Source organism: Bradyrhizobium erythrophlei, assembly GCF_900142985.1.
GTDB classification, from domain to species: domain Bacteria; phylum Pseudomonadota; class Alphaproteobacteria; order Rhizobiales; family Xanthobacteraceae; genus Bradyrhizobium; species Bradyrhizobium erythrophlei_B.
Genome location: NZ_LT670849.1, coordinates 6908803 through 6934737, shown reverse-complemented (window position 1 = coordinate 6934737; position 25935 = coordinate 6908803). Strand labels below are relative to the sequence as shown.

Sequence of the window (25935 nt, the reverse complement as noted above, 5' to 3'; positions counted from 1 at the left end):
TCACAAAGGGGGAAGAGAATGTCGAGTTCGGATACCACGGCTTTACAGGACAAGGTGCTGTTGGCCGCGCGCCTGCTGGCGGCACCGCTGTTCATCTATAGCGGGATCGGAAAAATCCTGGCCTTCGAAGTAACGGCGGGACGCTTGCCGGGTGGCGCAGGTGGCTTCGGCAGTGTTCTGGCGGCTTGTGCTATCGTGATCGAACTCGGCGGTTCGCTTGCGCTCATTCTGGGTATCTATACGCGTTGCGCGGCGATTGCTTTCATCGTGTTCACGGTTCTGGCAAGCGTAATGTTCCACAATTTCTGGGCCTCACCGCCGGCGCAGGTGATCCCGCAGACCGTCAACTTCCTCAAGAACCTTGGGCTGATCGGCCTGTTTGCCATGATCGCGGCCTTTGGTCCCGGCGCTTACGCGCTTCGGAAGAAATAAGGGCTAACTCAAGAGGCCCGGGAGCAGGGCGTGGCAACGATCAATTGCGATATGGGAGAGGCCTTCGGCCTCTACCGGATGGGCGACGACGAAGCGTTGATGCCGCTGATTTCGGTGGCGAATGTCGCCTGCGGCTTCCATGCCTCCGACTTCAACCACATGCGCAAGACGGTCAGGCTTGCCAAGGCCCATGGCGTCAAGGTCGGGGCGCATCCGTCGCTGCCGGATCTGCAAGGCTTCGGCCGCCGTGAAATGAAGATGCCGCGCGAAGAGCTCGCCAATTGCATCGTCTACCAGGTGGGCGCGCTAAAAGGTTTCCTCGAAGCCGAAGGCATGGCGCTGAACCATCTCAAGCCGCATGGCTCGCTCTATGGCATGGCGGCGCGGGATGAGTCGGTCGCGCACGCGATCTGCGACGCGGCCGATGTCTTCAAGGTGCCGGTCATGGGGATGATCGGTACCTGCCACGAGACGGTCTATGGCGCCCGTGGCCACGTGCTGATCGCCGAATTCTATGCCGATCTGGACTACGACGATGACGGCCGCCTGATCATCACGCGCGAGCATTACGCCGTCGACCCCTTGCGCACCGCCGCGCGCTGTCGGCGGGCCATCGCCGAAGGCAAGGCCGAAAGCATTAACGGCAAGGATGTCGCCGTGCGCGCCGATTCCATCTGCGTGCACTCGGACACGCCGAATGCGGTCGATGTGGCGCGCGCCGTTCGCGAGGCCTCGAAGCTTAATCCTTAACGCACAGAGGAGGGGCGTGTGACCAACTTTGTGACCATCGAAAAAGGCCTCGGCCCCGAAGGCCGGATCGCCGTGGTGCGGTTCGACCGCGGCGACGGCATCAACGCGCTGTCGCCTGAAGCCATGCGGCAGTTGACGCAGGCGGCGCGAAGTTTCGAGGACGATGGCGATACTTCGGTGGTCGTTTTAACCGGCGGTCCGAAAGCCTTCAGCGCCGGATTTGACCTCAAGGACCCCGAGGGCCGCCTGCGCAAGTCCATGGACATCGGCTCCCTGCGCCGGCACCTGAAGCTCGGGCCCCGGCTCGCCCGCGCGTGGCAAGAGCTGGACCAGATCACCATCGCCGCGATTGAAGGTTTTTGCATCGGCGGCGGCATTGCGCTCGCCGTCGCGCTCGACTTCCGCGTCATGAGCAGCAACGCCCATATCCGCATCCCCGAGATCGGTCTCGGCATGAACATGAGCTGGCAGAGCATCCCGCGCCTGCTGCACCTTATGGGCCCGGCCCGCACCAAGCAGGCCGTGATCCTGGCCGACCAGCGCATCACGGCCGAGGAAGCCCATGCCTGGCGTCTGGTGGAGGAGGTCACCGAGCCCGGCCAGGCCTTCGACGACGCGATGGCGTTCGCCACAAAGTTTGCAAGCCAGCCGCCGATCTCGGCTGCGATGACCAAGCTCACCATCAACCGCCTGACGCATGCGCTCGACGATCTCACCAGTCACATGGATGTCGATCAGTTCGCGCTCGCAACCCTGACCGAAGATCACAAGGAGGGCGTGGCGGCATTTCTGGAGCGGCGCAAGCCGCGTTTCCGAGGCCGCTGAAGGTGGATTGCTCGGTCCGCCCCAATCCCGGTCTACATATCCACGATTCGCATAAGGTATATTATGGAATATTTTATTCTATAGAGATTCCGGACATTTGTATCTAAATCCTCAGCTTCTAGCAGATTTGAAGACCGATCGTGACCCTGCGGACGCCGCGTCAAACCCTCGCCAAATCACCCGCGCGCGCCGTGGCGAATGGCGCGCGAAGCTCCGCTTGGTATTTCCCGTCAAAGCAGGCAAAAAGGAATTCAGAAGGCTTCGATACGGAGCCGATAAGAAACGATTTGGGAGACGATACGATGGGCTTTTCACGACGTTCGCTATTGAAGACCACGGCCGCTTCAGCGGTGCTCAGCGGCCTGGGCGCGCCGTTTGTTGCGCGAGCCCAGCAAGCGGAATTCACCTACAAGTTCGCCAACAACCTGCCGGACACCCATCCACTCAATATCCGTGCGCGGGAGATGGCGGCCGCGATCAAGACCGAGACCAATGGCAAGTTCGACCTGCAAATCTTCCCGAACAACCAGCTCGGCGCCGATACGGACGTTTTGAGCCAGCTTCGTTCCGGCGGCGTCGAGTTTTTCACGATGTCCGGGCTGATCCTGGCGACGCTGGTGCCGGCGGCGTCGATCAATGGCATGGGCTTCGCGTTCCCGGATTATCCGACCGTCTGGAAGGCCATGGACGGCGATTTGGGCGCCTATGTGCGTAAGGAAGTTGCCAAGGCGAATATCATCGCGTTCGAGAAGATCTGGGACAACGGCTTCCGCCAGACCACTTCTTCGACCAAGCCGATCACGGGGCCGGGCGACTATAAAGGCTTCAAGATCCGCGTGCCGGTATCGCCGCTGTGGACCTCGATGTTCAAGGCGTTCGATGCAGCGCCCGCCTCCATTAACTTCAACGAGGTCTATTCGGCGCTTCAGACCAAAATCGTCGAGGGCCAGGAAAACCCGCTGGCGCTGATTTCGACCGCCAAGCTCTACGAAGTGCAGAAGTTCTGCTCGCTCACCAACCATATGTGGGACGGCTACTGGTTCCTGGCCAACCGCCGCGCGCTGGAAGCTTTGTCGCCGGATATACGTACGGTCGTCGAGAAGAACGTCAACGCGGCGGCGCTGAAGGCCCGTGTCGACACCGAGAAGCTGAATGCGACCGTCCGGGAAGACCTCGCGGCCAAAGGATTGACCTTCAATCAGCCCGATCTCACACCGTTCCGGGAGAAACTGCGTGCCGCCGGTTTCTATTCCGAATGGAAGACGAAATACGGCGAAGAGGCGTGGGCGATCCTGGAGAAATCCGTCGGCAAACTGTCGTAGTATCGGCCCAGACGAGGGTTGGGCACTAGGATGATCAATGCCGAGGTAACGCAGGCGGTAGCCGGCGAGGTGGTGTCCCCTCGCCGGCGTGCGCCTGTCGCGGCGTTCGAGCGTTTACTCGGAACGCTTGTCGAGATTCCGGCCGCTTTGCTCGTCGTTGCCGAGATCGTGGTGTTATTCGCCGGGGTCGTGGCGCGTTACGTCGTGCAACAGCCGCTGATCTGGTCCGACGAACTGGCCTCGATCCTGTTCCTGTGGCTGGCGATGCTGGGCGCCGTCGTCGCCTTTCGCCGTTCCGAGCATATGCGGATGACGGCGGTGGTTGCGAGCGCCGGGCCGACTTTAAGGGCCTATCTCGATGTCGTCGCGACCTGCGCGGCGCTGGCTTTCCTGCTTCTTATCGTGGCTCCGAGCTATCAGTACGCCTACGAGGAAAGTTTCATCACGACGCCGGCGTTGCAGATTTCCAATAGCTGGCGTGCTGCGGCATTGCCGGTCGGCATCTGCCTGATGGTGCTGTTTGCGTTGCTGCGCTTGCTGCGGGTTGGCGATGCCAGGACCGTCGTCCGGGCGGTGTTGTCGGTGGCGCTCGTCGTGGTGCTGTTCTGGCTTGCCTCGCCCTGGCTGCGGCCGCTCGGCAATCTTAACCTCGTGATCTTCTTCGTCGGTGTGGTCGGCTTTTGCGTCTTTGCCGGCGTGCCGATCGCGTTTGCGTTCGGATTGGCGATTTTCGGATATCTGGCGCTGACCACCCGCACGCCGCTGATGGTGCTGGTCGGCCGGATGGATGAAGGCATGAGCCATCTGATCCTGCTCGCCGTACCGCTGTTCGTTTTCCTCGGGCTTCTGATCGAGATGGCCGGCATGGCGCGGGCCATGGTGGCGTTTCTGGCGAGCCTGCTCGGCCATGTCCGCGGCGGTTTGCACTATGTGCTGGTTGGCGCGATGTACCTTGTTTCAGGCATTTCCGGGTCCAAGGCCGCCGACATGGCCGCAGTCGCGCCGGTGCTATTCCCTGAAATGAAGCAGCGCGGCGCTCGCCCCGGCGATCTCGTCGCCCTGCTCGCTTCGACCGGCGCGCAAACCGAGACCATCCCGCCAAGCCTGGTGCTGATCACCATCGGCTCGGTGACCGGCGTTTCGATTTCGGCATTGTTCACCGGCGGCCTGCTGCCGGGCGTGGTGCTGGCGATCACGCTGTCGGTGCTGGTGTGGTGGCGCTATCGCGGCGAGGACCTGAGCCATGTCCGGCGGGCGACGCGCGCGGAGATCTTTCGTACCTTCATCATCGCCCTGCCCGCCCTCGCGCTCCCGTTTGTCATCCGCTATGCGGTTGTCGAAGGCGTGGCGACCGCGACAGAAGTTTCCACGATCGGCATCGTCTACGGTTTCGTGGTCGGCCTTCTGATCTATCGCCAGTTCGACTGGCGGCGGCTGATGCCGATGCTGATCGACACCGCCTGCTTGTCCGGCGCAATCCTGCTGATCATTGGAACCGCAACCGGCATGGCCTGGGGCCTGACCCAGTCCGGCTTCTCGCGGGCGCTGGCGGCCGCAATGACCGGCCTGCCCGGCGGCTCCGCCAGCTTCATCGCAGTCTCGATCCTGGCCTTTGTCGTGCTTGGCAGCGTGCTCGAGGGCATTCCGGCCATCGTGCTGTTCGGTCCGCTGTTGTTCCCGATTGCGCGGACTGTCGGCGTGCACGAGGTGCACTACGCCATGATCATCATTCTGGCGATGGGCATCGGGTTGTTCGCTCCGCCGTTCGGGGTCGGTTACTACGCCGCCTGCGCCATCGGCCGCGTCGACCCTGCCGAGGGCATTCGCCCGATCTGGGGCTATTTGCTGGCGCTGATGGCAGGCCTGATAATTGTTGCTATCTTTCCATGGATATCGATCGGCTTCCTTTAGACGGACTTGAGGGGTGACCGATGGCAGGACCACAGAACCAGTACGATATCGGCCTCGCGAAGACGCCGGCCAATTTCGTCGCGCTGACACCCCTGAGCTTTCTGGCGCGCACGGCCGCGATCTATCCCAGCCACACCAGCACGGTCTACGAGGGCCGCAGCTTCACCTGGTCGCAGACCTATGCACGTTGTCGCCGCTTTGCCGCGTATCTCGCCGGTCGTGGCATCGGTCCGGGCGATACGGTTGCCGCGATGCTTCCGAATATCCCGGCGATGAACGAGGCGCATTTTGCCGTGCCGATGACAGGTGCCGTGCTCAATACGCTCAATATCCGGCTTGACGCGGCTGCCATCGCCTTTCAGCTCGACCATGGCGGCGCCAGGATCGTTCTGGTCGATCCGGAATTTGCCGGTGTGATTTCGGACGCGCTGAAACAAATGAAAGGCGCCAGGCCGTTCGTGATCGACGTCGATGACGAGGCCTTCGGTATCAAACGGATCGGCGAAATCGAATATGAGGCAGCGCTCGCGCAAGGCGACGAAGGGTTTGTTCCCCGCCCGCCTGCAGATGAATGGGACGCGATCGCGCTAAGCTATACGTCCGGCACGACCGGAAATCCCAAGGGGGTGGTGACGCACCATCGCGGTGCGTACCTCAACGCGGTCAGCAACATCCTCGCGGCGAATCTCGGACCGCACCCGGTCTATCTCTGGACGCTGCCGATGTTTCATTGCAACGGCTGGTGCTTTCCGTGGACAGTTGCCGCTTTGGCCGGGATCAATGTGTGCCTGCGCAAGGTCGATCCAGCAAAGATCTTCGGATTGATTCCGAAACACGGCGTGACGCATATGTGCGGTGCGCCGATCGTCTACAACACGCTGATCAATGCCCCCGACGCGCCGAAGAAGTCAGAAGCCCATCCGGTGGTCGGGTTGATCGCGGGCGCGGCGCCTCCGGTCGCCGTTCTCGAGGGCGCCGAGCGCATCGGCGTCAGGCTTACCCATGTCTACGGATTGACCGAGACCTATGGTCCGGCTTCTTTCTGTGCCGAGCAACCCGGTTGGGACGATCTCGCCGCTGATCAACGCGCGCAGCTCAAGCGCCGGCAGGGCGTCTCCTACCCGCTCCAGGAAGCCGTGACCGTCATCGATCCCGAAACCATGCGCGAAGTGCCGCGCGACGGCGAGACCATCGGCGAGGTGATGTTCCGCGGCAATATCGTGATGAAGGGCTATCTCAAGAACGACAAGGCCACACGTGAAGCCTTTGCCGGCGGCTGGTTTCATACCGGCGATCTCGGCGTGCTCGACGAGGACGGCTACGTCATCATCAAGGACCGCTCCAAGGACATCATCATTTCCGGCGGTGAGAACGTCTCCTCCGTTGAGGTCGAGGATGTCCTCTACAAGCATCCGTCCGTGCTGTTCGCCGCCGTCGTCGCCAAGCCGGACGCCAAATGGGGCGAAGTGCCCTGCGCATTCATTGAGCTCAAGGAAAATGCGCAAGCGAGCGAGGCCGACATCATCGCCTTCTGCCGGGCGCAGATGCCCGGATTCAAGACGCCAAAGGCGGTCGTGTTCGGGCCGATCCCGAAGACCTCAACCGGCAAGATCCAGAAATTCATCCTGCGCGATCAGGTCCACTCAGCCAAGGCGATCCAGTCGTAACGCGCGCTTTGCCAGTTACTGCGACATCGGGCTGTTTCGCGCCGCCTTGAGCCAGAGGAACCAGGAGCGGTCGTACTGCGTAGAGATGGTCTTGGTGGTCCCGACGGTCTCTTCTTCCGTGAGGTAAGTGACCGGCCCGAGCTTCATCGCTTCCATTTGCAGCCGCGCGCCAATCTCGGTGTAAACAGCGCGGAACACCGCCTGACGGATCGTTCCGGCGACAACCGTCGAGCCGTGGCCGCGCATCAGAACAGCAGGCTCATTGCCGAGGCTATCGGCAAGCGCCGCGCCAAGCTTCTGGCTCGTGATCAGGAGGTCGCTGCCGGGGCCCGCGAAATCGCGGATTTCGAAAATCGGCGCCCCCTTTTCGCTGAGGAAACCGCACATATGGCAGACCGGGCGCAACTTGACGGTCGGGACCACGCTGAACGGCACGACCGAGGGCGAATGGCTGTGCACGACCGAATTCACGTCCTTCCGTTTGCGGTAGATTTCGCCGTGAATGAACCGTTCCAGATAGGGCGCAGGTCCGTTGGGCACGACGGGATTGCCGTCGAAGTCGAATTCCAGGATGTCCTTTTCGGTGACGAGCGCTGGCGCCATGCTCCGCGCCAGCAGAAACCGGTCGGGCCTTTCCGGATGCCGTACGCTGACATGACCGAAGCCATCCACCACGCCCTGATCGAACAAGATATGGTTGGCATCGACCAGCTCGCGGATGGTCGTTGTGAGGCTTTCGGTTACGGCATGGGACATAGCAGGAATTCCCTGTTGAGCTCTTGGGGTTGGATGAAATAGTAAGGTTCCTAACTATATTAAGGGAGCGCCCTCTGATGAGCAAATTGCAGCTTTCCGTCGCGATCGGTGACTATGACCGGATGCGCCCCCTGGTCGATGGCCTGGTCCAGATCGACAGCGTGGATGCGCAGTTCATGCTGCTCGATCCGGAAGAGATATTCTTCCGCGCGTTCCGTCACGCCGATTTCGACGTCTGCGAATTGTCGCTTTCGAGCTATTCGGTGAAGACCGCGGCCGGCGCCAGCCCCTATGTCGCCGTGCCGGTGTTTCCGTCCCGCGCCTTCCGCCATACCTCCGTCTACGTACGCACCGACCGGATCAAATCCCCGGCCGATTTGAAAGGACGCCGCATTGGCGTGCCGGAATATCAACTGACGGCCAACATCTGGGTTCGCCTCTTTCTTGAAGAGGATTACGGAATTCGTCCCTCCGACGTCACCTGGGTGCGCGGCGGCTACGAGCATCCCGGAAGGATCGAAAAGATCAGCCTCAATCTGCCGTCCGATGTCCGGGTCGAGAATGCGCGACCGGACGCCACCATCTCGGATCTACTGGCGAGCGGCGAACTCGATGCCGTGATCGGGCCCCGTGCCCCCTCCTGTTTCGATCGCGGGCATCCCTATGTCGGCTATCTCTTCGCCGACCCGCAGGCGACCGCGACCGAATGGTATCGGCGGACCCGCCTCTTCCCCATCATGCATACGCTCGGCATTCGCCGCACGCTGGTCGACAAGCATCCGTGGCTGCCGGTTGCGGTCTATAAGGCGTTCGAACGCTCGAAGGCGATCGCGCTGACCAAGCTTTCGGACACTTCCGCCACCAAGGTGACGCTACCCTTTGTCGAGGAGCAATTGGGCGCGGCGCGCCGTCTGATGGGCGAGGATTTCTGGTCGTATGGACTGGAGCCCAACCGCGAGGTGCTCAGGCGCTTTCTGGAGCGCCATCACGCCGAAGGATTGTCCTCGCGGCTTGTGGCGCCGGAAGAACTATTCCATCCTTCCGCGCTCGAACTGCACAAGATCTAGGGCGCGGACGCATCAGCACGCAATCAACAGCTGTCGCCAGCACTCAGGGCCTAGCGCCGGGTTGGATCATGCGGCTCGCACGTCGGGCGTTGCAGTCACGGACTTCACACGCGCCGTCTCCTCGGGCGTGAGCGCGTCCCCGATGATCGCGTTGAAAGAACGCGCCGCCATCATGGCGCGGGTTGGCGCGTCCGGTTCGGCATCGGGGCCGGTCAGACGGAACGAGGCCGGTGACAACGGGCCGAACCACAATGCGCGTTCGAGCGTGGGCCAAGCCGCGGGACGCGGCTCGACACCAGCATGGGTGGCAAAGAGCGTTGCTAGCGCGTGCATGGGAACATCACGCGGACCACTTCGACGTTCTCTTGCCGTCGAAACGCCCTCTTGCATCGTTTCGATGGACGGCATCGGCCGCAGCCCTGCCCACAAATAAGCAAGCCAGCGCGCCTGCAATTCAAGCACCGGGAAGTAGGGGCCGACTAGTGGATAAAGGCCGATGAAACCGAGACCATCCAGATCGGGATGCAGTGTATGGTCGTGCAGGTCGACGTGGTAGCCGTCGAGGCCCAGGGTCGCCGCGATCGCCTCGCTGACGAACGGCAGCATGAGCTTGAAGCCGGTGCCGAGAATGATCGCGTCGAAGACCTCGCTGGATTGGTCGGCAAAGCGCACGGTTTGGCCGTCGACCGCTTCGAGCCACGGCCGTGATCGGATTCGTCCTTCCGCCACCAATGCCAGATAATTCTGCGACTGGGTCAAGCCGGCGGCGAAGATGTTTTCGTCTGGCTTCGGAGCACCAAATTGCTCAGGGCTGCCGCAGTTCTGCAGCACCATTTGTTTCATTCCCGCCGCGATCGCCTCCGGCGGCAGCACCCGTCCGGCTTGTGCGGCAAAACGCGTGAAAGCAACGTGATCCGTCGGCACCCCGGCAAGGAGCTTTTGCAGGACATAGCGCTGGCGACGCATGGCGACGCAGACCTTTGCGCCCGATGCCGCCAATTCGCTTGCGATTTCGAGCGCGCTGATTGAACAGCCGGCAACGAGCACGGATTGCCCGCGATAGGGCTCGGCCCCTTTATATTGGGAGCTATGGATGGCGCCGCTGCGGCCGGCAAAACCACTCAGCCCGGCAACTGTGGGTACGTCGGGTGCCGTGCAGCAGCCCGTTGCGACCACGACGCGCGGAAAGAGTTCCGATACAGTGCTCTCGCCGCGTCGCGAGCGGACGATCCAGCCTTTCCCGGCACACTGATCCAATCCTTCGACGCGGGTCGACAGCCGGAGATGGGGCGCAAGGCCGGCCTTCTCGGCGTATTGCTGCAGGTAGGCCAGCATGTCGATCTGGCTCGGATAGACACTGGCGCCTTCAAGATGATCGAGATCGCTGAAGGCGGTCAGTACGCGGCTCGTATTGGTGCACATGCCCGGCCAGACAGCGCTCGAAGGCGAGCCCGCATTCCATTGCCCGCCTACCGCCGCTGCAGCCTCGAAAACGACCGGATCGAAGCCGTGCTTTTTGAGGAAGCGCGCTGCGACAAGGCCGGCCGGGCCGCCGCCGATCACGGCGACGGTTCGTTGGGGCATATGGATCGGATCGAGAGAAGCATTCATGGTGCCAGTCCTCTTCATGGTCGGCCGGAACTGTACGCTTCTCTGGATCGCCGCTTTCCTAAATGATTACTAAGCGCATGGTCGCTTTTACTAAATCATGGCCAACCGCTAGAGTAGGCTTATGCCGGGAACAGACCGCAACTCGATCGACGCCGCGCTGGCGGCCTTCCTGGAAAGCCCGGTGATGATCATCGTCGGAAGCTGCGACGATGGCCTGCTGCCGCAGGTTGCCCGGGCGGCCGGCGCTGTCGTCGATCGTGCCACAGGTCGCATCGACCTCATTGTCTCGGGCTGGCAATGGCCGCAGACCATCGCCAACGTCGGGCGCAATGGGCGTCTCGCCGTCACCTTCGCGCGGCCCGCCGACTATGTCTCGTACCAGCTGAAAGGTCGTGCCGCGATCATTCCCGCTTCCCTCGCCCATCGGGAGCGCGCGCAGCACTACATCGAGGCGATGACCGAGACGTTCGCGGGGCTCGGTCTCGATCGGGCGGTCGCGGCGCCTTGGCTCATCGACCTGGAGCCGCAGGTCTTGCGCCTCGCGGTCGAGGCGATTTTCGTGCAGACGCCGGGCGAGAAGGCCGGCAGTATCCTCGAGCCGTCTCAATGACGGTCCGCCTACGTGACCTCCACACCTGCTTCGAGGGCGTCATTCCCTCGATCATCGCGACGGCGTCGCAAGTTGGCGTTCCTAACATCTCCTACCTCTCGCATGTCGCGCTCGTCGATGACGAGCACGTAGCGCTCTCGGACCAATTCTTCTCGAAGACCGCCGCCAACATCCGCGCCAACAACAACGCCGCCGTCATGCTGGTCGATCCGCGTGATGGCAGCCAATACCGGCTGTCCGTGGTCTTTGAGCGCTCGCTCGACAGCGGCCCGCTGTACGAAACGATGGCGGCTGAGCTCCGCGCCAGCAGCGCACAAGTCGGGATGGCCGACGTGATGCGCTTGCGCGGCGTGGACATTTACCGCGTTGCGTCAGCGGAGGCCATTCCGACGCCGGGCGCGGCCGTCGCAACCTCGTCGCCGGCGACGAGCCTTTATCTCGCTGCAGCGGCGACGCTCAACGGTCGCATCTCCGAGGCAAGCGAAATCGACGCAATCGTCGACGCGGTGCTGGATGGACCGCGCGACAGCTTCGGCTGCGCCAACTCGATGCTGCTCCTGAAATATCCCGCTGGCGAACGTCTGGTGACCGTCGGTAGTCGCGGCTATTCCTGGACCGGCATCGGCTCCGAAGTGGCGATCGGCGAAGCAATCATCGGAACGGCGGCAGCCGAGCGCCGCACTATCCGCATCAGCGACATGAGCCGCATTCGCCGGTTCGGTAACGCGATACGCGCGTCGGCGGTTGACGAAAATCAGACGCGCACGATCGCGTTGCCAGGCATAGCGGATGCCATGAGCCAGATGGCGCTGCCTATGATCGCGGGTGGCGTCTTGCGCGGCGTGCTTTTTCTCGAAAACAGGGAGCGTCTCGCTTTCCCGAGAGACGTCGAAATGGCTCTTTCGATCCTGGCAAGCAACGCGGCGGCAGCCCTTGCGCTTGCCGACAATACCAGTGCCAACGAGCAATCGCTGGTCACGTCCCAGGGCAACGGCGCCCTGGCCGGCCGGCCATTTAGCGTCATCCACCATCTTTTTGACGACAGCGTGTTCATTGACGGCGAATACTTGATCAAAGGCGTTTCGGGTCGGCTCCTGGTGCATCTGCTCGGGCTGCATCTGCGAGAGGGACGTGCGGACTTTACCAATCGCGAGATGCGGCTCTCCGACGAATTGCGATTGCCTGATTTCAAGGACAATCTGGAGACTCGCCTGCTCCTGCTCCGACGGCGGCTGGAGGAGAAGGCTGCTCCAATCCGACTAGTCAAAACGGGTCGCGGAAAGCTGAGGTTGGAAATAGCCGGACCGGCGCTTCTTGAGTCGCGATGAAGAGTGGGATTGGGCAGCTAGCGAACCTGCAGCCGCATGGCATCGTAAGCCGGTACGACGCCTTTGGGCAGGCTCTGCCGCAGCACCTCGTAGTCGAGGTCGGAATGCATGTTGGTGATCACCGCACGCTTCGGTTTGAAGCGGTCCAGCCACGACAGCGCATCGCTGACACTGAAGTGGCTGGGATGACCGGCATAACGCAAGCCATCGATAATCCAGAGGTCGAGGTTTTCGAGGGACGGCCAGCTCGCTTCCGGAATGTCGCTGACGTCGGGCGTATAGGCGGCTGAACCGATCCGATAGCCGAGTGCGGGAATCCTGCCGTGGGCGAGGTCGAACGCCGAGAGCGCCACGGCGCCGCCTTTTCCCTCGATCGTCCGCGTCTCGCCCGCCTCGATCGAATGGCGATCGAGGATCGGCGGATATTCGCTGCCTTCCGGGGTTATGAAGCAGTACGAGAACCGCGCCATGATGTCCTTGGCGGTGGACATGTTGAAATAGGTCGGAATGCGCCGGCGCTGATGCAGCACCACGGAACGCAGATCGTCGATCCCGTGGGTTTGATCGGCATGCTCATGGGTCAGGAACACCGCATCGATGTGGTCGACGTTGGTGCTGATCAACTGTTCGCGCAGATCCGGCGACGTGTCGATCAGGACCCTCGTCGTGCCGGCCGCGCCCGCTTGCTCGACCAGGAGCGAACAGCGCAGTCTGCGGTTTTTCGGATTTGCCGGATCGCAGGCACCCCAGCCGAGCGCCGGCCGCGGCACGCCGGCCGACGATCCGCAGCCGAGAATGGTGAGCGTGAGCGTCATGCGGGCACTTTGGAGAACAGGCGGAAGAAGTTCTCGGACGTCTGGCGGGAAATCTCTTCCAGCGAAACGCCGCGGGCTTCCGCCAGCACCTTGGCGACCTCCACCACATAGGCCGGCTCATTGCGCTTGCCGCGGAATTTGCCGGGCGCGAGATACGGCGCGTCGGTCTCGACCATGATGCGATCCGCAGGCAATTCCGCGGCGAGCGCGCGCAATTCGTCCGACTTCTTGAACGTCAGGATGCCTGTGAACGAGATCGACAGGCCGAGATCGATAGCTTTCATCGCGAGCTTTCGCCCGCCGGTGTAGCAATGCAGCACCGCGCGAAACGCTCCCTTGGTCATCTCATCGACCAGAATTCGCTCGCAATCCTCATCCGCCTCGCGGGTGTGGATGACGAGCGGAAGACCGGTGGCGCGCGCCGCGGCAATATGGGTCCGAAAGCCCCGCTCCTGCGCCTCGCGCGAACCGTGCTCGTAGAAATAATCCAGCCCGGCCTCGCCAAGCGCGACGACCTTGGGATGTTTGGTCAAGGCGATCAGTTCGTCCGCAGGAATGCCGTCTTCCTCGTCGGCCTGATGCGGATGGGTGCCGACCGAGCAATAGACAGGAGCGTATTTGCCGGTGATCGCAAGCAGCGCATCGAGCCGTCTCACCCGCGTTGAAATGGTGACGATCCGCCCGATGCCGGCCGTCTCGGCCCGTGCGACAATGCCGTCGAGATCTTCAGCAAAGTCGGGAAAGTCGAGATGGCAGTGGCTATCGACGAGCATTGGCCCTGCTCACGCTACCGTCGGCTCGATGTAACGCGGAAATACCGGGGCCGGCGGTGGAAGCACCGAACCTGGCTGGATCCTTGTCGCGAGCGCCACGAAGTTGCGGGAATTGACGTCATCGGGAATGCCTAGAATGTCGAGCAGCTTGCTTGAGGCTTTCGGCATCGCCGGCTGTGCCAGAATGGCGGTCTGCCGCACGACCTCGGCCGTCACGTACAACACCGTCGCCTGACGCTTCGGATCAGTCTTGGCCAGTGCCCACGGAGCTTCGCCGGCGAAATACCGGTTGGCTTCGGCCACCACCGCCCATACCGCATTCAACGCCTGATGAATCTGCTGGGTCGCCATCGCGCTTCGCGCGAGAGCGATCATGCCGTCGGCCTGCGCCAGAATGGCCTTGTCGTTATCGGTGAATTCGCCCGGCTCCGGCAGCACGCCTTGATACTGCTTGGCGAGCATCGACAGCGAACGTTGCGCCAGGTTGCCGAGATCGTTGGCGAGATCGGCATTGATGCGCGCGACAATGGCTTCATGGTTATAGCTGCCGTCCTGGCCGAACGGCACCTCGCGCAGGAAGAAATAACGCGTCTGATCGACACCGTACTGGTCGGCGAGATTGAAGGGGTCGACGACGTTGCCGACCGACTTCGACATTTTCTCACCGCGATTGAACAGGAAGCCGTGCGCATAGACGCGCTTCTGCACGGGAATGCCGGCCGACATCAGGAATGCCGGCCAGTACACCGCGTGGAAGCGGATAATATCCTTGCCGATGATGTGGACGTCTGCGGGCCAGTAGTGCCAGTCCTTGTCTCCTTCATCGGGAAAGCCGACGCCGGTGATGTAATTGGTGAGCGCATCGACCCAGACATACATCACGTGCTCGGGATCGCCGGGCACCTTGACGCCCCAATCGAAGGTCGTGCGGGAGACCGACAAATCGCGCAATCCGCTTTTGACGAAGCTGACCACTTCGTTCTTGCGCGAATCCGGCCCGATGAAATCCGGCTGCGACTCGTAAAGCCTAAGCAGCTTGTCCTGATAGGCCGAGAGACGGAAGAAGTAGCTCTTCTCTTCTACCCAATCGACCGGTGAACCCTGCGGCCCGCGGCGTACATTGTCCTCGCCGAGGGTGGTTTCCTCTTCGGCGTAGTAGGCCTCGTCGCGCACCGAGTACCAGCCGGAATAGCTGTCGAGATAGATGTCGCCATTCGCGACCATCCGGTTCCAGATTTCCTGGCTGGAGCGATGATGCTGCTCTTCGGTGGTGCGGATGAAGCGGTCGAAGGAGATATTCAGCCGCTGATCCATCTCCTTGAAACGCTGGGCGTTGCGCGTCGCTATCTCCATGGGCGTCAGCTGTTCGGCTTCCGCGGTCTGGATCATCTTCAGGCCGTGCTCGTCGGTGCCGGTCAGGAAGAACACGTCCTTGCCGTCGAGCCGCTGAAAGCGCGCCAGCGCATCGGTCGCGATCGCCTCGTAGGCGTGGCCGATATGGGGAACGCCATTCGGGTACGCGATGGCAGTGGTGATGTAGAACGAGTTTTTGGTTCGTGCGATCGGCGCCTTTGGCGCTGGAGTGGAGGCCGCTGCGCCGGCCTTCGCCTTCGGCTCGGCTGCCGCTTTCGTTTTCTTCGAACCCGTGGGTGGAGTCTTTGTCTTCGCCGGCGCGTTGGTGGCAGGCTTCTGGGCTGCTTTTTTGGCGGCTTTCTTCGCGCTCTTTTTGACTGCCTTTTTCGCCGCCTTCTTTGCGGCTTTCTTGACGGTCTTCTTGGCCGCCTTTCTGCTCTTCTTGGCTACGGCACGCTTCGCACCAGCCCGCGCTTTACGAGCCTTTTTTGCTTTTTTCTTGACGGTTTTTTTCGCAGCCTTCGCCACGGCGAATTCCTTATATCGGATCAAACAAGACTATCGGGATTTGAGGGACCGCTGTTATCGCGTAGCTTCCGCAAGCATCCCAAATACCGAGAATACGAGCGGTTTTCGCTCTAAATTGTATTCAGCGGTATCGCGCGCGGCGCGGCTGATCTTTTCCCATACCTCCGCCAGCCGTGCAAGGCGCGGCAGGTCGGCGTTGGGGTCGCCGGTCCGCATGCGCGCGCCCACCCAGCGGTCGATGCTGTCGACGAAGGTTGCGAGCGCCACCTTGTCGCTACCGCCCAGCGCGTCGCCCAACGCATGCAGTTCGCGCGGATCGACCCGAGGCAGGGCCGCGAGCAGCGCCGCGGTCTTGTTGTGAAGTTTGACGGCGTCGCCTCCGAGCAGCGTCAACGCCCGTGCGACGCTTCCCTCCGCTGCCTCGGCCGCCTCGAGGAGTGCAGGGTCGGTGCCGGCGAGCCCCGTCGCCCGGCTCACCGCCTTGATCACGTCAGCGGTCCCGAGCGGCCGCAACGACAGCCGCCGGCAGCGCGACAGAATGGTCGGCAGGACCCTGCCCGGTGCGTGGCTGATCAACAGAAACAGCGATTGGCGCGGCGGTTCTTCGAGGGTCTTGAGCAGCGCGTTCGCGGCATTCGGATTGAGCTCGTCGACGGTGTCGACGATGCAAACCCTCCATCCTTCGGCGGCGGCTGTCGAACCGAAAAAGCCGATGGTTTCGCGCGTCTCGTCGACCGTTATGACAGTCCGCATCACGCCCTTGTCGTTGGCCGTCCTCTGAAGCACCAGAAGCCCGCCATGCGCTTCGGCCGCGATGCGGCGCGCCGCCGGATCCGATGGATCGACGTTCAGGCTGTCGGCGCGCTGGACAATCGCCGAACGAGGATCGGGATGGGCAAGGACGAAGCGGGCCATCCGGTAGGCGAGCGTGGCCTTGCCGATGCCCTGCGCGCCGCCGATCAGCCAGGCATGCGGGATGCGTCCGCTGCGGTAGGCATTCAACAGCGCCGCCTCGGCTTCGTGGTGGCCGAACAGATCGGTGGTCTCGCGGGGACGAGAAACCGGAATTTGAGTCTCAGCCTTGCTGCTCATGCCGGCGCCGCCGCATTACCTGCGTTGGCAGCGAAAAAGCGGTCGCGCAAGGCCGACCAGACGTTTGCCGCAACTTTTGCCGGCTCCTCGCTGGCGTCGATCAGTACACAGCGTTGCGGTTCGTCCTTCGCGATCTGCCGATAGGCGTCACGCAGCTTTTGATGAAACGTGATGTCTTCCGACTCGAACCGGTCGGCTGCAGCGTTGCCGCGCCGCGCGGCAGCACGCTTGAGACCGATCTCGACGGGAACGTCGAGGATCACCGTAAGGTCCGGCTTCAGATCACCAATCGTCACCCGCTGCATCGCATTGAGAAGTCCGGGCGCGACCTTTCCGAGGGTTCCCTGATAGACGCGGGTCGAATCCGAAAAGCGGTCGCTCAGCACCCATGTGCCCTGCTTGAGCGCGGGCTCGATAACGGTGCGCGCATGGTCATCGCGTGCGGCCGCGAACAGCAGCGTTTCCGCCTCGGGGCCAAGCAACTTGCCCATCCCGGACAGAACCAGATGGCGGATGATTTCGGCGCCCGGTGATCCGCCAGGCTCACGGGTCACAAGCGTGTGCAGCTTCACGCCGGCCAATCGTTCGGCAAGAATCTTGATCTGCGTGGATTTGCCCGACCCCTCACCTCCCTCAAAGGAGATGAAACGTCCGCGCCCACCCGCGGCTTTGACCGCTACTTGCGCCGCCATCACAACTTCTCGGCACCTGCGCGGAACAACCCGATCGCAAGTTCCGCCACGCCATCGACGGCGCGCCGCAGCGTCGAGCCCCGGCCAACCGCGTCGGCCGTATAGACCGGCGTCTCCACCGCGACATTGGCGCCGCGCCAGACCTTGACCACGCCGACCTTTTGGCCCGCCTCGAACGGCGCGCGCACGGGCCCGCTATAGACGACGCGCGCGATCAGCTTGTCGGAGCCGTTCTTCTGAACCATGACCTTGACGGGCTCGTGGCTTGCCAAGGCAACCGAACGGGTATCGCCACCGAACACCTTCGCATAGCCGATTGTCTGGTTTTCCGCGAACACGGTCCGCACCTCGAAATTGCGGAAGCCCCACTCCAGCATCTTCTTGGCTTCGGTGGCGCGATCATCGGGGTCTTCAAGCCCGTTGATGGCGACGATCAGGCGCGTGCCGTTCTGCACCGCCGACCCGACCATGCCGTAGCCGCCCTCTTTGGTGAAACCGGTTTTCAGACCATCGGCGCCTTCAAGCGAATTGAGCAAGGGATTGCGGTTCGGCTGCCGGATCTTGTTCCACGTGAATTCCTTCTCGCCGAACAGCTTGTAGAATTCGGGATAGGTCTGGATGATGTAGCGCGCGAGCGTTGCCAGTTCGCGCACCGTCATCTTGTTGGCGGGGTCCGGCAGACCGTTGGAATTGCCAAAGGTCGACCGTGCGAGGCCAAGCTCGCGGGCCCGCTTGGTCATGATCTCGGCAAAAGCGCGCTCGTTGCCGGCCATGGCTTCCGCCAGCACGATGCAGGCATCGTTGCCACTCTGGATGATCGCGCCGTGCAGGAGATCGTCGACGGAAATCTTGCTGTTGAGCGCGGCGAACATGGTCGAGCCGCCGGCCGGCGCCCCGCCCCTGCGCCAGGCGTTCTCGCTGACGCGAAATTCGTCGGTCAGCTTGATGTCACCCTGCTTGATGGCATGAAAGACGACTTCCGCGGTCACGAGCTTCATCATGCTGGACGGCGCGCGCAGTTCGTCGGCATTCTTCTCAAATAGCACCGCGCCGCTTGAAGCTTCGGTCAGGATCGCGGTCGGCGCGTCGCCGTCAAACCCGGCCTCTTCCTTCTTGGCGCCTTGCACGCTGTTATTGGCGGCGAGCAGCACGCCGCTCCAGGCGAAAGCCACCAGAAGCGCGCCAACGGCGAGGCCGCGCGAGAGGCGACCTGGCGTGGCCAAAGGCCGATGAAACCGCGACGTCGAAAGCGCCATCGAGAGCTATCCTTGAAGGCTTGCGTTCTAACAGTTGGATACCGCTCAAACAACACGGCTTTCGGCTCTCTCAAACGATTGAGGCTTCGCCTTCATCTCTCGGCATAAGATGTTGTGAACAAGGCGGAAACCCGATGCTTAGGTTCCGCTGGCCGGTGGCCTGAGCAGCCTGGTTAGCGCCGGATTGCTGTGAGGTGCGAATCTGGAATCAGTAAAGCCCGTGTCCGGCGAGAATTTCGCTCGGAATTTGCGGGTCGACCGGCGCATAGGCGGAGATGGGCCGCGTGACGTAGCGATCGTCGTAGGAGGCGGTGCGCGCATCATCCTGGAACTGATCGTTCGAACGCGAGCGCATATAGGCGGTACGCGTCTGCGGCTCCACATACGCGGCCTGGTCCGGCTGCGTGCTGCCGAGATTGTAGGGCCGGCCTTCGGGGATTGGTACCTCGCCGCGGATCGGCCGCGAAGACGACGGCAATTGCGGAACGAATGGCCGGGCCGATGCGATCTGGACCAGCGAAGGCGCAGGTGCCGGGACGCCGGTACGCAGCGTCGCCATCAGCAGGCGGTCATCGGAACCTTCGAGCGGCGCGCGGCCGACATATTCGACGCGCACACGCGCCACGCCGTTGTTCTTGAATTCGAGGAGATCCGCCGCGTGGCTTGAGACGTCCATCACCCGGTTGGCGTGATAGGGACCGCGGTCATTGACGCGCACGATCAGCGATTTGCCGTTGGCCAGATTGGTGACGCGGGCGTAACACGGCATTGGCAGCGTGGGATGGGCGGCCGAGAGCGAGGTCATGTCGAAGACCTCGCCGTTGGCGGTCTGCCGGCCGTGGAAATCGTCACCATACCAGGAGGCAAGGCCTTCCTGTCGATAATTGACATTCTCTTCGGGGACGTAGAGCTGACCGGCGACGGTATAGGGTTTGCCGACCCGATAGGTTCCTCCGCCCTTCGGTACGGGATCACCCATCGCGACGACGCGGGGGCTGGAGGAAACGCCGTATTTGGGATCGACCCGGCTCGAGAGGCCCGATGAGGCGCAATTGGCGAGCACAAGGCACGCAGAAACCGTAGCGATTCCTCGCCACGCGCCAAGAGCCGGTGCTGACCGTTTAAACTGCATTCGCCCCAAGTACCGTTCCACCAGCCGCGTTTGCCGCGCGCCCGGTGGTCTTATCCCCGAAACAGACCTCTCAAGGCCCGCATCAATGGGTCAATATACCGCAGTGAGAACACGGCGGAAATGGGGAGAGCGAGGGGGCGGCAAAGTTGGTAAATCAATCCTTGCAGGGGTGCCGCCCTCCAATTTTGGCAAGGAAAAATCAGGCCGCAGGCGCGGCTGGGCCCGGTGCTGGCTCCTGGCAGCTCTGCAAGAGCCATTGCTGAAAGGCTTTCATGCCCGCCGTCTGGGGTTTTGATTTCAGACTCGTCAGCCAGTAGCGGCCGAGGGCGATTTCTTTCCTGAAAGGCTGGACGAGCTGTCCGCTTTCCAGTTCGCGCGCAAACATTCGGATCGGCAGCAACGCTATCCCCTGCCCCAGAATCGCGACCTCGGCGAGGCTGCCGGACGAATCGAAGACGGGCCCACGGGCCTGCCCGGAAGCGATTCCGACCGACGCAAACCAGCGCTCCCATTCGTCAATCCGGTAGGAGCGAAGAAGCACTTCGCCGAGCAGGTCCTCAGGCTGCCGCAACCGCTTCGCGATCTCCGGCGCGCATGCCGGCGAATGTGGCGCCGTAAGAAGCTCTACCGCATCTGTTCCGTGCCACGAGCCATCGCCAAAACGGATTGCGAAGTCGAGCCCCTCGCCTGCAAGATCAACGCGGTTGTTGTTGGTGTAGAGGCGCAGATCGATGTTGGGATGCGCTCTGCGGAAGGACGGAATCCTCGGCAACAGCCATCGCGTGGCAAATATTCCGACCGCGCCGACCGTGACGGCTTCACGGAACTTTCCGCCGGTGAACTGGTCGAGCGTGGCTTGAATGCGGTCGAAGGTCTCACTCAGCACGGGCAGCAAGACATGGCCTTCGTCGGTGAGCGCCAGCCCGCGCGGCAGCCGGCGAAACAGCTTGACGCCGAGCAACTCTTCGAGGGCTTTGACCTGATGGCTGACCGCGGCCTGGGTCACGCGCAGCTCCACACCTGCGGAGGTGAAGCTAAGATGACGGGCGGACGCTTCAAATGCGAGCAGCGCGTTCAGCGGCAAATGCGATCTGATCATGTGTCGCGGTCCAAATTTTCCTAATGTCTCCCCCAATTTTTCATCGCTTGTCAACACGATCGCCCCGCGGCATTGACGCATCCGCAACCGCAAGGAGAAATGAAAATGGTGGGGCGTCGTGCATTTTTGTGTGGGCTTGGCGTAACGATAAGCGGAGGTGTTTTTCCGCTCCTCCCGGCCCGCGCCGGCGAGGAGTGGTCGGAAAAGCTGTCGCGCAATTTTGCCGAACTCGAAAAGGAACGCGGCGGACGCCTGGGCGTTGCGGTCGCCGACACGCAGAACGGAAACAGCGCTGTCTATCGCGGCGATGAGCGCTTTCCGATATGCAGCACCTTCAAGACGCTTGCCGTCGCGGCGCTGCTCGCCCGGGTCGACGCCGGTCAGGAACGACTCGATCGCCGTTTACGCTTTGAAGCAAAGGATGTCGTGGTGTACTCGCCCGTCAGCAAAAATCGCGCCGGTGGCGAAGGAATGTCGCTTGCGGAGATATGCGAGGCGGCCATCACGCTAAGCGACAATACGGCGGGCAATCTGTTGCTTGCCAATCTGGGCGGACCCGAGGGCTTGACCGCTTATATGCGTTCGCTCGGAGATACCGTGACGCGCCTTGATCGCAACGAGCCGGACCTCAATGAGGCCTTGCCGGGCGATGTGCGCGATACGACGTCTCCTTTTGCCATGCTCTCCGACCTTCGCACGCTGGTGATCGGCAACGCTTTGACGGCAGCCTCAAAGGAACGCCTCGTTGGGTGGCTCGTCGGAAACAAGACCGGCGATGCGCGCCTGCGGGCGGGCTTTCCCCGCGATTGGCGCGTCGGAGACAAGACCGGTTCCGGTGAGAAAGGAACGGCCAACGACATTGCGGTCGTTTGGCCGTCAGCGAACCGGTCGCCGCTGTTCGTCTCTGTCTATCTGACCGGCGGTTCACCAGAGGCGGACCACCGCAATGCGACACTTGCCGCCGTGGCGCGGTTGGTCGCAGCGTCGCTTTGAGATTATTCCGGCGGCCGCGTCTGTTATCAGCCATCCAAAAAAAGCGGCGGAGAATCTCCGCCGCTTTCCTGGTCTGGAGAATGGCCCTACAGCAGGACGTACTGCGTCCGCTCGCGCTTTGCGAGCAGCGGCAGCGCCTGGCCGGCGATGTAGGTCTTGAAGTAGTTGCTTTCTTGATGTGCCTTGAAGGCAGCTTCGTCGCGGAACAGCTCGTAGAACAAGAACTGCGCCGGGTTCTCCTTGTTGCGTCCGATCAGGAACAGTTGCGAACCCGGATCGCGCTGGGCTTCCGGCAAAAAGCGATCGAGAATGCCGGCCACATTGTCGGCCTGGCCTTCCTTCGCTTCCCATTGCGCGACGACGAGGACTCCGCCATTCGCGACAGCGTCTCCGATCGTCTTTTGATTCACGGCGTATTGGCTCATGGTCTTGGCTCCTTGCGGCTGTGATTGAGATGACGAGATCGTCCACGGCGTAAAATTGCTGGCCGCCAGCACGGCGAGGAATGTTCCGATCGCCGATCTGCGGCTGAACGCCTCGACCGGTTTGGTCTCTGTCGTCTCTGTTGCTGGAAGCTTCATGAATATCTCCATCGCCTCGCGTTCGCCCACCAACCCGATCTCCATAACATCGGTTTTGCGCATCTCACTTCGATGTTGGTCGAAGTGAGATTGCAGCCGGCGCCGCTTTTCGGATTTTGTCGATGCTTCCGCAGCTTGCATCCTCGGCAGGCTTGTTCACGACAACGCGAACGTTCGGTCCAACCGACGGAACGAGCCATCCTCGGCCTTGGCGCTCGCATTTATCATCTGCGGCTCGATTTCTTTGGAACGGGATGGCAACACAGCCCGAAAGCGAGCCCAAAGATGCGCGTAACCTCTAACGGGTTCTTGAATTTTCAACCGTCAGGTGATTGAAGTCGCATCGTACGGAAGGGTGGCCGAGTGGTTTAAGGCACCGGTCTTGAAATACAGTTTTTGGCATGATGCCGCGTCCTGTTTCATCCTAAGCTATCTTGTTTTGTTGACGTTTCCGAACGATGCGATGCTATCTTGTATTCCGTAATATTGGGCTATCCCAATCCGTTCGGTGCCAATTGCGGTGCCAAAAAAGGGATATTCGTCAGCCGGGCTACGCCAGGCGATGCGGGCGACTATCAAGCCCAAGGGGCCTTTAAGATATTGATGACATCTGCATCGACCATGCGCTGAGCGCTTTGATCTCCAGATTCAATCGCAATCCTAAATAACTCTTCGTAGGTGAACCCTTCAGGAAGCGAGACGCCCTTCGCGAGCAGCCGGCAACACAGATCAGATATCTCCTGCTCCCACATCATCAAATCGTCGAAGACAATTGCTGCTTTCTGAAAATCGCTGATCGTGCATCCACTGGCTGCGAGGCCGTCAGCAAGATCCTGAAATTTGAGGGGGCGCGGGCCGATATGTAAATCCCTTAAGGCTTTAAGTGCGGCAGCTACCTTCGGAGGCGGCGCGGAGAGATTTCGTTTGCGCTTTGGCATTGTCCGCCCCGCTGATGTGACACTGAAGAAATAGACGGCGTCAGTTGGCTTTCGAGTAAAAACGGAGGGCGGATCAGCTTGTCCACCCTCCGCTTCGAATTAGACGTTTTACGCCTCTTCGTCCTCTTCCTGAAGCCAGATCCTTTCCGGCATCTCGTATCCTGTCGAAGCCACCTTGTCGGAGAGGCCGACCACATTCACCACCGCCTGAAAAAGATTTTGGAAAGCGAACGAGTCTTCAAAATTGTACTCGGTATCCTCGTGACAAACGGGTGCCACGTCGTAAAACGCCGGGAGTGCCTTCGCACGCAAGCCCTCGATGGAGGTTGCGGGAAGCGACCTTATTGCTCGATCGAGCACCTCCATTTCCATCGCCATTTTTTTCGTAACGACAACGCTACTGCGCAATGGCTTTGCCGACCATGCCGCGCGACGCTGATAGTACTTATCTAAAAGGGCTTCATATCTGTCTCCAAGCGCGACGAGCTCGGCGTCGGGTGCCGCATGGCGTTTGGTGTCGACGCCACTAACGTTTTTGTCGTTAGCTCCGATCGAACACAGAGCATAGGCAACATGCTTCATCATCGCGAGGTGGAAGGCCTTTCCGTTCTCGGCAAAATCCGGAAATCGCCAGTCGTCACCTAGGTTGGGTTCTTCGGGTCGGCTGGCGTAATAGAGTAATGCGTCCGCGCCGGCGCGCGTCGAAGGTCGGACATCGAGCAACTGTTGGGCACGATCGAACATCTCATCACCGGCTTCGCCGGTTGAGGCGTTGGCTTTTTCAAAGCCAGGATCGTCTAATGTCATGTTGGCTGAGACCTCGACGCGTTGAGTGTGGATAGTGCACGCCTTCCGGTGAGCCTCGATCGCGGCGAAGATCGGATCGCCTGCGCTTTCGAGGCTTAGGGTAATTGGAAGGCGGACGATTGGCTCCTCGAAACGCTCTTCAACGGCAGACTTCGAGGCTCGTTCCTTAGGAGTGGCCCGGTTCTTTGCGGAAGGAAATTGGACGACATTGCCAGTCATGACAGCACCCCCACGTTCCTGAGGGACTCAGTGATGCTGTCGATCAAAAGCCGCGCGCCGCCCTCACGCTCGTCGAGCATCCATGCTTCGTCGCTATCCGCAATGGCGCGTAGATAGTCCAGCTTGGCAACAAGGCCTTGAAGCGTGGTGGCCGGCGCGCCGATTAGAACCTCGAAAGCCTCGTTCTCGTCGTCGCAGGCCTTGCCGGTGATTTCTTCGAAGTTACCATCAAAGCGATGGAGTTTTTGGAGCCGGTTGAGTTTGATGATAGCGGCATGGTGTGCGGCATTCGCAGTACGGTGGACCTCGATCGCGGCGAAGACGGGATCAGGCGTAGCTGCCGGCGACGCGTGCAGCGTCGCGCTGGCGAGAGCGGTCGCCGCTGGTACCGCAGCGAGGCCGCATAGCAGGCCACGTCTGCCAATCTGGGGGGATGTAGACGGCTCATGCGATGAGAATGTCGGTCGTTCGATGGTCATGTTGTATCCTTCCTGTGCGTTGAAAACGCCAAGGCGGACACACCGCATATACCTGTGATATTTTCAGAATCGATCATCGGACTGCCCGCCTATGGCTGTTCGGTGGTAAGTCGCGGCCAGGTGTTAGAGCACCTGGTCGCGGCGCTAACAGAATCACTGATTTGCTGAGTTGCCAAGCCCTCAGGGACGGCCTTCGCGCGTTTGTCTCAGGCAATAGTCTGCGCGGCGTTCACGCCCGCAATCCCTAGCGGCTTCCCTCCGCGCCCATTCGGCGGAATCATGGGGCATGCCCGCCCTCACCCGCCGCCGCTCAGACAACCCGCACCAGGTCACCTGGCACGTCTATTGGGGCGACGTGCATGTCGGCACAATCGGCGAGCGCGCCGGCGTACCGGTCGACGTCGACCCACCTAGCTCGATGATGCGATGCGCCTGCGGCATAAGGTTCGACAGCCACACGCCCGCTGAGAGCTACGACCACAGTGCGCATATCTACGCCGCACAAGCAGAAGGCCGAAAATGGTGAAGTACGTCGAGACCAGTCCGCTATCAGACCCCGAGACTGCCGCGCGCAAGCTGCTCGAGATCGCCAGCGGGGTCGAAGCCGTTCAGGATGGTCGCATTCACATCGAGAAGATGAACGGGCCGTTCCTGTTCGAGATCAAAGGCGCGCCAGCGCAGTACCTGGCCGGCCTAAAGCACGCCGTAGAGCGCGGCTGGATCGTGCTGCACGAGTCCGGCACCTTCGTCCGGTTCACGCAGGCGGGGCGCGGAGCTATTTGCATGAAGGCCGCCAAGCCCTCATGGGCGGTTTTCGCGCGGCTCCGCCCCATTGATCTCGCGCTGCGGTTGGGGTTGGATAATGTGTGTAAACCAAAATTTGTTGGAGATTGAATGTC

At 61.5% G+C, this 25935-nt stretch carries 26 protein-coding genes; 12 read left to right on the top strand and 14 right to left on the bottom strand.

The window, feature by feature from the left end:
* Positions 1–18: 18 nt before the first annotated feature.
* The 6 genes from BUA38_RS33390 (at position 19) to BUA38_RS33365 (ending at position 6907) form a co-directional block, all read left to right on the top strand.
* On the top strand, positions 19–432 hold the full coding sequence (locus BUA38_RS33390) for a DoxX family protein (protein ID WP_072824824.1): 414 nt from the start codon (positions 19–21) through the stop codon (positions 430–432).
* Positions 433–462: 30 nt separating this feature from the next.
* Entirely contained in the window at positions 463–1182 is a 720-nt protein-coding gene (locus BUA38_RS33385; RefSeq protein WP_244553127.1) for a LamB/YcsF family protein, read from the top strand.
* An 18-nt stretch (positions 1183–1200) separates the two neighbouring features.
* Positions 1201–2007: an enoyl-CoA hydratase/isomerase family protein gene (locus BUA38_RS33380; RefSeq protein WP_072824820.1), complete on the top strand. Its 807-nt coding sequence runs from the start codon at positions 1201–1203 to the stop codon at positions 2005–2007.
* A 302-nt stretch (positions 2008–2309) separates the two neighbouring features.
* Complete coding sequence (locus tag BUA38_RS33375; protein WP_072824818.1) at positions 2310–3329, top strand: TRAP transporter substrate-binding protein; 1020 nt, start codon at positions 2310–2312, stop codon at positions 3327–3329.
* 30 nt (positions 3330–3359) lie between these two features.
* On the top strand, positions 3360–5240 hold the full coding sequence (locus BUA38_RS33370) for a TRAP transporter large permease subunit (RefSeq protein ID WP_072824816.1): 1881 nt from the start codon (positions 3360–3362) through the stop codon (positions 5238–5240).
* A 20-nt stretch (positions 5241–5260) separates the two neighbouring features.
* On the top strand, positions 5261–6907 hold the full coding sequence (locus BUA38_RS33365; protein ID WP_072824814.1) for an acyl-CoA synthetase: 1647 nt from the start codon (positions 5261–5263) through the stop codon (positions 6905–6907).
* Between the two features lie 15 nt (positions 6908–6922).
* Here BUA38_RS33365 and BUA38_RS33360 read toward each other — a convergent pair whose 3' ends face one another.
* The gene (locus BUA38_RS33360) at positions 6923–7663 is read right to left on the bottom strand and encodes a class II aldolase/adducin family protein (protein ID WP_072824812.1); all 741 of its coding nucleotides are present in this window, start codon (positions 7661–7663) and stop codon (positions 6923–6925) included.
* A 77-nt stretch (positions 7664–7740) separates the two neighbouring features.
* On the opposite strand from BUA38_RS33360, the gene BUA38_RS33355 reads away from it, so the two are divergent.
* Positions 7741–8730, top strand: a complete 990-nt coding sequence (locus BUA38_RS33355; protein ID WP_072824810.1) for an ABC transporter substrate-binding protein — start codon at positions 7741–7743, stop codon at positions 8728–8730.
* A 66-nt stretch (positions 8731–8796) separates the two neighbouring features.
* Here BUA38_RS33355 and BUA38_RS33350 read toward each other — a convergent pair whose 3' ends face one another.
* Positions 8797–10341, bottom strand: a complete 1545-nt coding sequence (locus tag BUA38_RS33350; protein WP_072824808.1) for a flavin-containing monooxygenase — start codon at positions 10339–10341, stop codon at positions 8797–8799.
* A 121-nt stretch (positions 10342–10462) separates the two neighbouring features.
* Here BUA38_RS33350 and BUA38_RS33345 point away from each other — a divergent pair, with 121 nt between their 5' ends.
* Entirely contained in the window at positions 10463–10951 is a 489-nt protein-coding gene (locus tag BUA38_RS33345; RefSeq protein WP_072824806.1) for a pyridoxamine 5'-phosphate oxidase family protein, read from the top strand.
* Positions 10948–12279 (top strand): GAF domain-containing protein, encoded by a 1332-nt coding sequence (locus BUA38_RS33340; RefSeq protein WP_072824804.1) that lies wholly within the window; start codon positions 10948–10950, stop codon positions 12277–12279. Before BUA38_RS33345 ends, BUA38_RS33340 begins: the two co-directional genes overlap by 4 nt.
* 17 nt (positions 12280–12296) lie before the next feature.
* Here BUA38_RS33340 and BUA38_RS33335 read toward each other — a convergent pair whose 3' ends face one another.
* The 8 genes from BUA38_RS33335 to BUA38_RS33300 all read right to left on the bottom strand — a co-directional run bounded on the left by BUA38_RS33335 (position 12297) and on the right by BUA38_RS33300 (position 21019).
* Positions 12297–13094 carry an MBL fold metallo-hydrolase gene (locus BUA38_RS33335; protein WP_072824802.1) on the bottom strand — a complete coding sequence of 266 codons (798 nt, stop codon included), beginning with the start codon at positions 13092–13094 and terminating at the stop codon, positions 12297–12299.
* Entirely contained in the window at positions 13091–13867 is a 777-nt protein-coding gene (locus BUA38_RS33330) for a TatD family hydrolase (RefSeq protein ID WP_072824800.1), read from the bottom strand. The genes BUA38_RS33335 and BUA38_RS33330 overlap by 4 nt, the downstream gene beginning before the upstream one ends.
* Positions 13868–13876: 9 nt before the next feature.
* Positions 13877–15748, bottom strand: coding sequence for a methionine--tRNA ligase (gene metG, locus BUA38_RS33325; RefSeq protein ID WP_072826633.1), 1872 nt, complete (start codon positions 15746–15748; stop codon positions 13877–13879).
* Between the two features lie 54 nt (positions 15749–15802).
* Positions 15803–16840 carry a DNA polymerase III subunit delta' gene (locus tag BUA38_RS33320; RefSeq protein WP_072824798.1) on the bottom strand — a complete coding sequence of 346 codons (1038 nt, stop codon included), beginning with the start codon at positions 16838–16840 and terminating at the stop codon, positions 15803–15805.
* Positions 16837–17532 carry a dTMP kinase gene (tmk, locus tag BUA38_RS33315; RefSeq protein ID WP_072824797.1) on the bottom strand — a complete coding sequence of 232 codons (696 nt, stop codon included), beginning with the start codon at positions 17530–17532 and terminating at the stop codon, positions 16837–16839. Before tmk ends, BUA38_RS33320 begins: the two co-directional genes overlap by 4 nt.
* Complete coding sequence (locus BUA38_RS33310) at positions 17532–18788, bottom strand: D-alanyl-D-alanine carboxypeptidase family protein (RefSeq protein ID WP_072824795.1); 1257 nt, start codon at positions 18786–18788, stop codon at positions 17532–17534. Before BUA38_RS33310 ends, tmk begins: the two co-directional genes overlap by 1 nt.
* Positions 18789–18996: 208 nt before the next feature.
* Positions 18997–19920 (bottom strand): septal ring lytic transglycosylase RlpA family protein, encoded by a 924-nt coding sequence (locus BUA38_RS33305; RefSeq protein ID WP_072824793.1) that lies wholly within the window; start codon positions 19918–19920, stop codon positions 18997–18999.
* 199 nt (positions 19921–20119) lie between these two features.
* Positions 20120–21019 carry a LysR family transcriptional regulator gene (locus tag BUA38_RS33300; RefSeq protein WP_072824791.1) on the bottom strand — a complete coding sequence of 300 codons (900 nt, stop codon included), beginning with the start codon at positions 21017–21019 and terminating at the stop codon, positions 20120–20122.
* Positions 21020–21124: 105 nt separating this feature from the next.
* Between BUA38_RS33300 and bla the strand changes: the two genes are divergently transcribed.
* Positions 21125–22012 (top strand): class A beta-lactamase, encoded by an 888-nt coding sequence (bla, locus tag BUA38_RS33295; RefSeq protein WP_156898845.1) that lies wholly within the window; start codon positions 21125–21127, stop codon positions 22010–22012.
* A gap of 86 nt (positions 22013–22098) precedes the next feature.
* Here the strand turns inward: bla and BUA38_RS33290 are convergent, their stop codons facing one another.
* The 4 genes from BUA38_RS33290 to BUA38_RS33275 form a co-directional block, all read right to left on the bottom strand.
* Positions 22099–22593, bottom strand: coding sequence for a putative quinol monooxygenase (locus BUA38_RS33290; protein WP_244553126.1), 495 nt, complete (start codon positions 22591–22593; stop codon positions 22099–22101).
* Between the two features lie 575 nt (positions 22594–23168).
* Positions 23169–23531 (bottom strand): hypothetical protein, encoded by a 363-nt coding sequence (locus BUA38_RS33285; RefSeq protein WP_072824787.1) that lies wholly within the window; start codon positions 23529–23531, stop codon positions 23169–23171.
* A 108-nt stretch (positions 23532–23639) separates the two neighbouring features.
* Entirely contained in the window at positions 23640–24557 is a 918-nt protein-coding gene (locus BUA38_RS33280; protein WP_072824785.1) for a hypothetical protein, read from the bottom strand.
* Positions 24554–25036, bottom strand: coding sequence for a hypothetical protein (locus BUA38_RS33275; RefSeq protein ID WP_156898844.1), 483 nt, complete (start codon positions 25034–25036; stop codon positions 24554–24556). Before BUA38_RS33275 ends, BUA38_RS33280 begins: the two co-directional genes overlap by 4 nt.
* Positions 25037–25322: 286 nt before the next feature.
* On the opposite strand from BUA38_RS33275, the gene BUA38_RS33270 reads away from it, so the two are divergent.
* Positions 25323–25562, top strand: coding sequence for a hypothetical protein (locus tag BUA38_RS33270; protein ID WP_072824782.1), 240 nt, complete (start codon positions 25323–25325; stop codon positions 25560–25562).
* On the top strand, positions 25556–25930 hold the full coding sequence (locus tag BUA38_RS38675) for a hypothetical protein (protein ID WP_072824780.1): 375 nt from the start codon (positions 25556–25558) through the stop codon (positions 25928–25930). The genes BUA38_RS33270 and BUA38_RS38675 overlap by 7 nt, the downstream gene beginning before the upstream one ends.
* Positions 25931–25935: the final 5 nt, after the last annotated feature.

Bases quoted from the DNA above. Each gene is read 5' to 3' on its own strand.
- BUA38_RS33285 (WP_072824787.1), bottom strand. From the start codon at position 23,531: ATGCCAAAGCGCAAACGAAATCTCTCCGCGCCGCCTCCGAAGGTAGCT.
- BUA38_RS33300 (WP_072824791.1), bottom strand. From the start codon at position 21,019: ATGATCAGATCGCATTTGCCGCTGAACGCGCTGCTCGCATTTGAAGCG.
- BUA38_RS33360 (WP_072824812.1), bottom strand. From the start codon at position 7,663: ATGTCCCATGCCGTAACCGAAAGCCTCACAACGACCATCCGCGAGCTG.
- BUA38_RS33305 (WP_072824793.1), bottom strand. From the start codon at position 19,920: ATGCAGTTTAAACGGTCAGCACCGGCTCTTGGCGCGTGGCGAGGAATC.
- BUA38_RS33320 (WP_072824798.1), bottom strand. From the start codon at position 16,840: ATGAGCAGCAAGGCTGAGACTCAAATTCCGGTTTCTCGTCCCCGCGAG.
- BUA38_RS33290 (WP_244553126.1), bottom strand. From the start codon at position 22,593: ATGAAGCTTCCAGCAACAGAGACGACAGAGACCAAACCGGTCGAGGCG.
- BUA38_RS33275 (WP_156898844.1), bottom strand. From the start codon at position 25,036: ATGACCATCGAACGACCGACATTCTCATCGCATGAGCCGTCTACATCC.
- BUA38_RS33365 (WP_072824814.1), top strand. From the start codon at position 5,261: ATGGCAGGACCACAGAACCAGTACGATATCGGCCTCGCGAAGACGCCG.
- bla (WP_156898845.1), top strand. From the start codon at position 21,125: ATGGTGGGGCGTCGTGCATTTTTGTGTGGGCTTGGCGTAACGATAAGC.
- BUA38_RS33345 (WP_072824806.1), top strand. From the start codon at position 10,463: ATGCCGGGAACAGACCGCAACTCGATCGACGCCGCGCTGGCGGCCTTC.
- BUA38_RS33310 (WP_072824795.1), bottom strand. From the start codon at position 18,788: ATGGCGCTTTCGACGTCGCGGTTTCATCGGCCTTTGGCCACGCCAGGT.
- BUA38_RS33340 (WP_072824804.1), top strand. From the start codon at position 10,948: ATGACGGTCCGCCTACGTGACCTCCACACCTGCTTCGAGGGCGTCATT.
- tmk (WP_072824797.1), bottom strand. From the start codon at position 17,532: ATGGCGGCGCAAGTAGCGGTCAAAGCCGCGGGTGGGCGCGGACGTTTC.
- BUA38_RS33330 (WP_072824800.1), bottom strand. From the start codon at position 13,867: ATGCTCGTCGATAGCCACTGCCATCTCGACTTTCCCGACTTTGCTGAA.
- BUA38_RS38675 (WP_072824780.1), top strand. From the start codon at position 25,556: ATGGTGAAGTACGTCGAGACCAGTCCGCTATCAGACCCCGAGACTGCC.
- BUA38_RS33370 (WP_072824816.1), top strand. From the start codon at position 3,360: ATGATCAATGCCGAGGTAACGCAGGCGGTAGCCGGCGAGGTGGTGTCC.
- BUA38_RS33355 (WP_072824810.1), top strand. From the start codon at position 7,741: ATGAGCAAATTGCAGCTTTCCGTCGCGATCGGTGACTATGACCGGATG.
- BUA38_RS33280 (WP_072824785.1), bottom strand. From the start codon at position 24,557: ATGACTGGCAATGTCGTCCAATTTCCTTCCGCAAAGAACCGGGCCACT.
- BUA38_RS33350 (WP_072824808.1), bottom strand. From the start codon at position 10,341: ATGAATGCTTCTCTCGATCCGATCCATATGCCCCAACGAACCGTCGCC.
- BUA38_RS33390 (WP_072824824.1), top strand. From the start codon at position 19: ATGTCGAGTTCGGATACCACGGCTTTACAGGACAAGGTGCTGTTGGCC.
- BUA38_RS33270 (WP_072824782.1), top strand. From the start codon at position 25,323: ATGCCCGCCCTCACCCGCCGCCGCTCAGACAACCCGCACCAGGTCACC.
- BUA38_RS33375 (WP_072824818.1), top strand. From the start codon at position 2,310: ATGGGCTTTTCACGACGTTCGCTATTGAAGACCACGGCCGCTTCAGCG.
- BUA38_RS33335 (WP_072824802.1), bottom strand. From the start codon at position 13,094: ATGACGCTCACGCTCACCATTCTCGGCTGCGGATCGTCGGCCGGCGTG.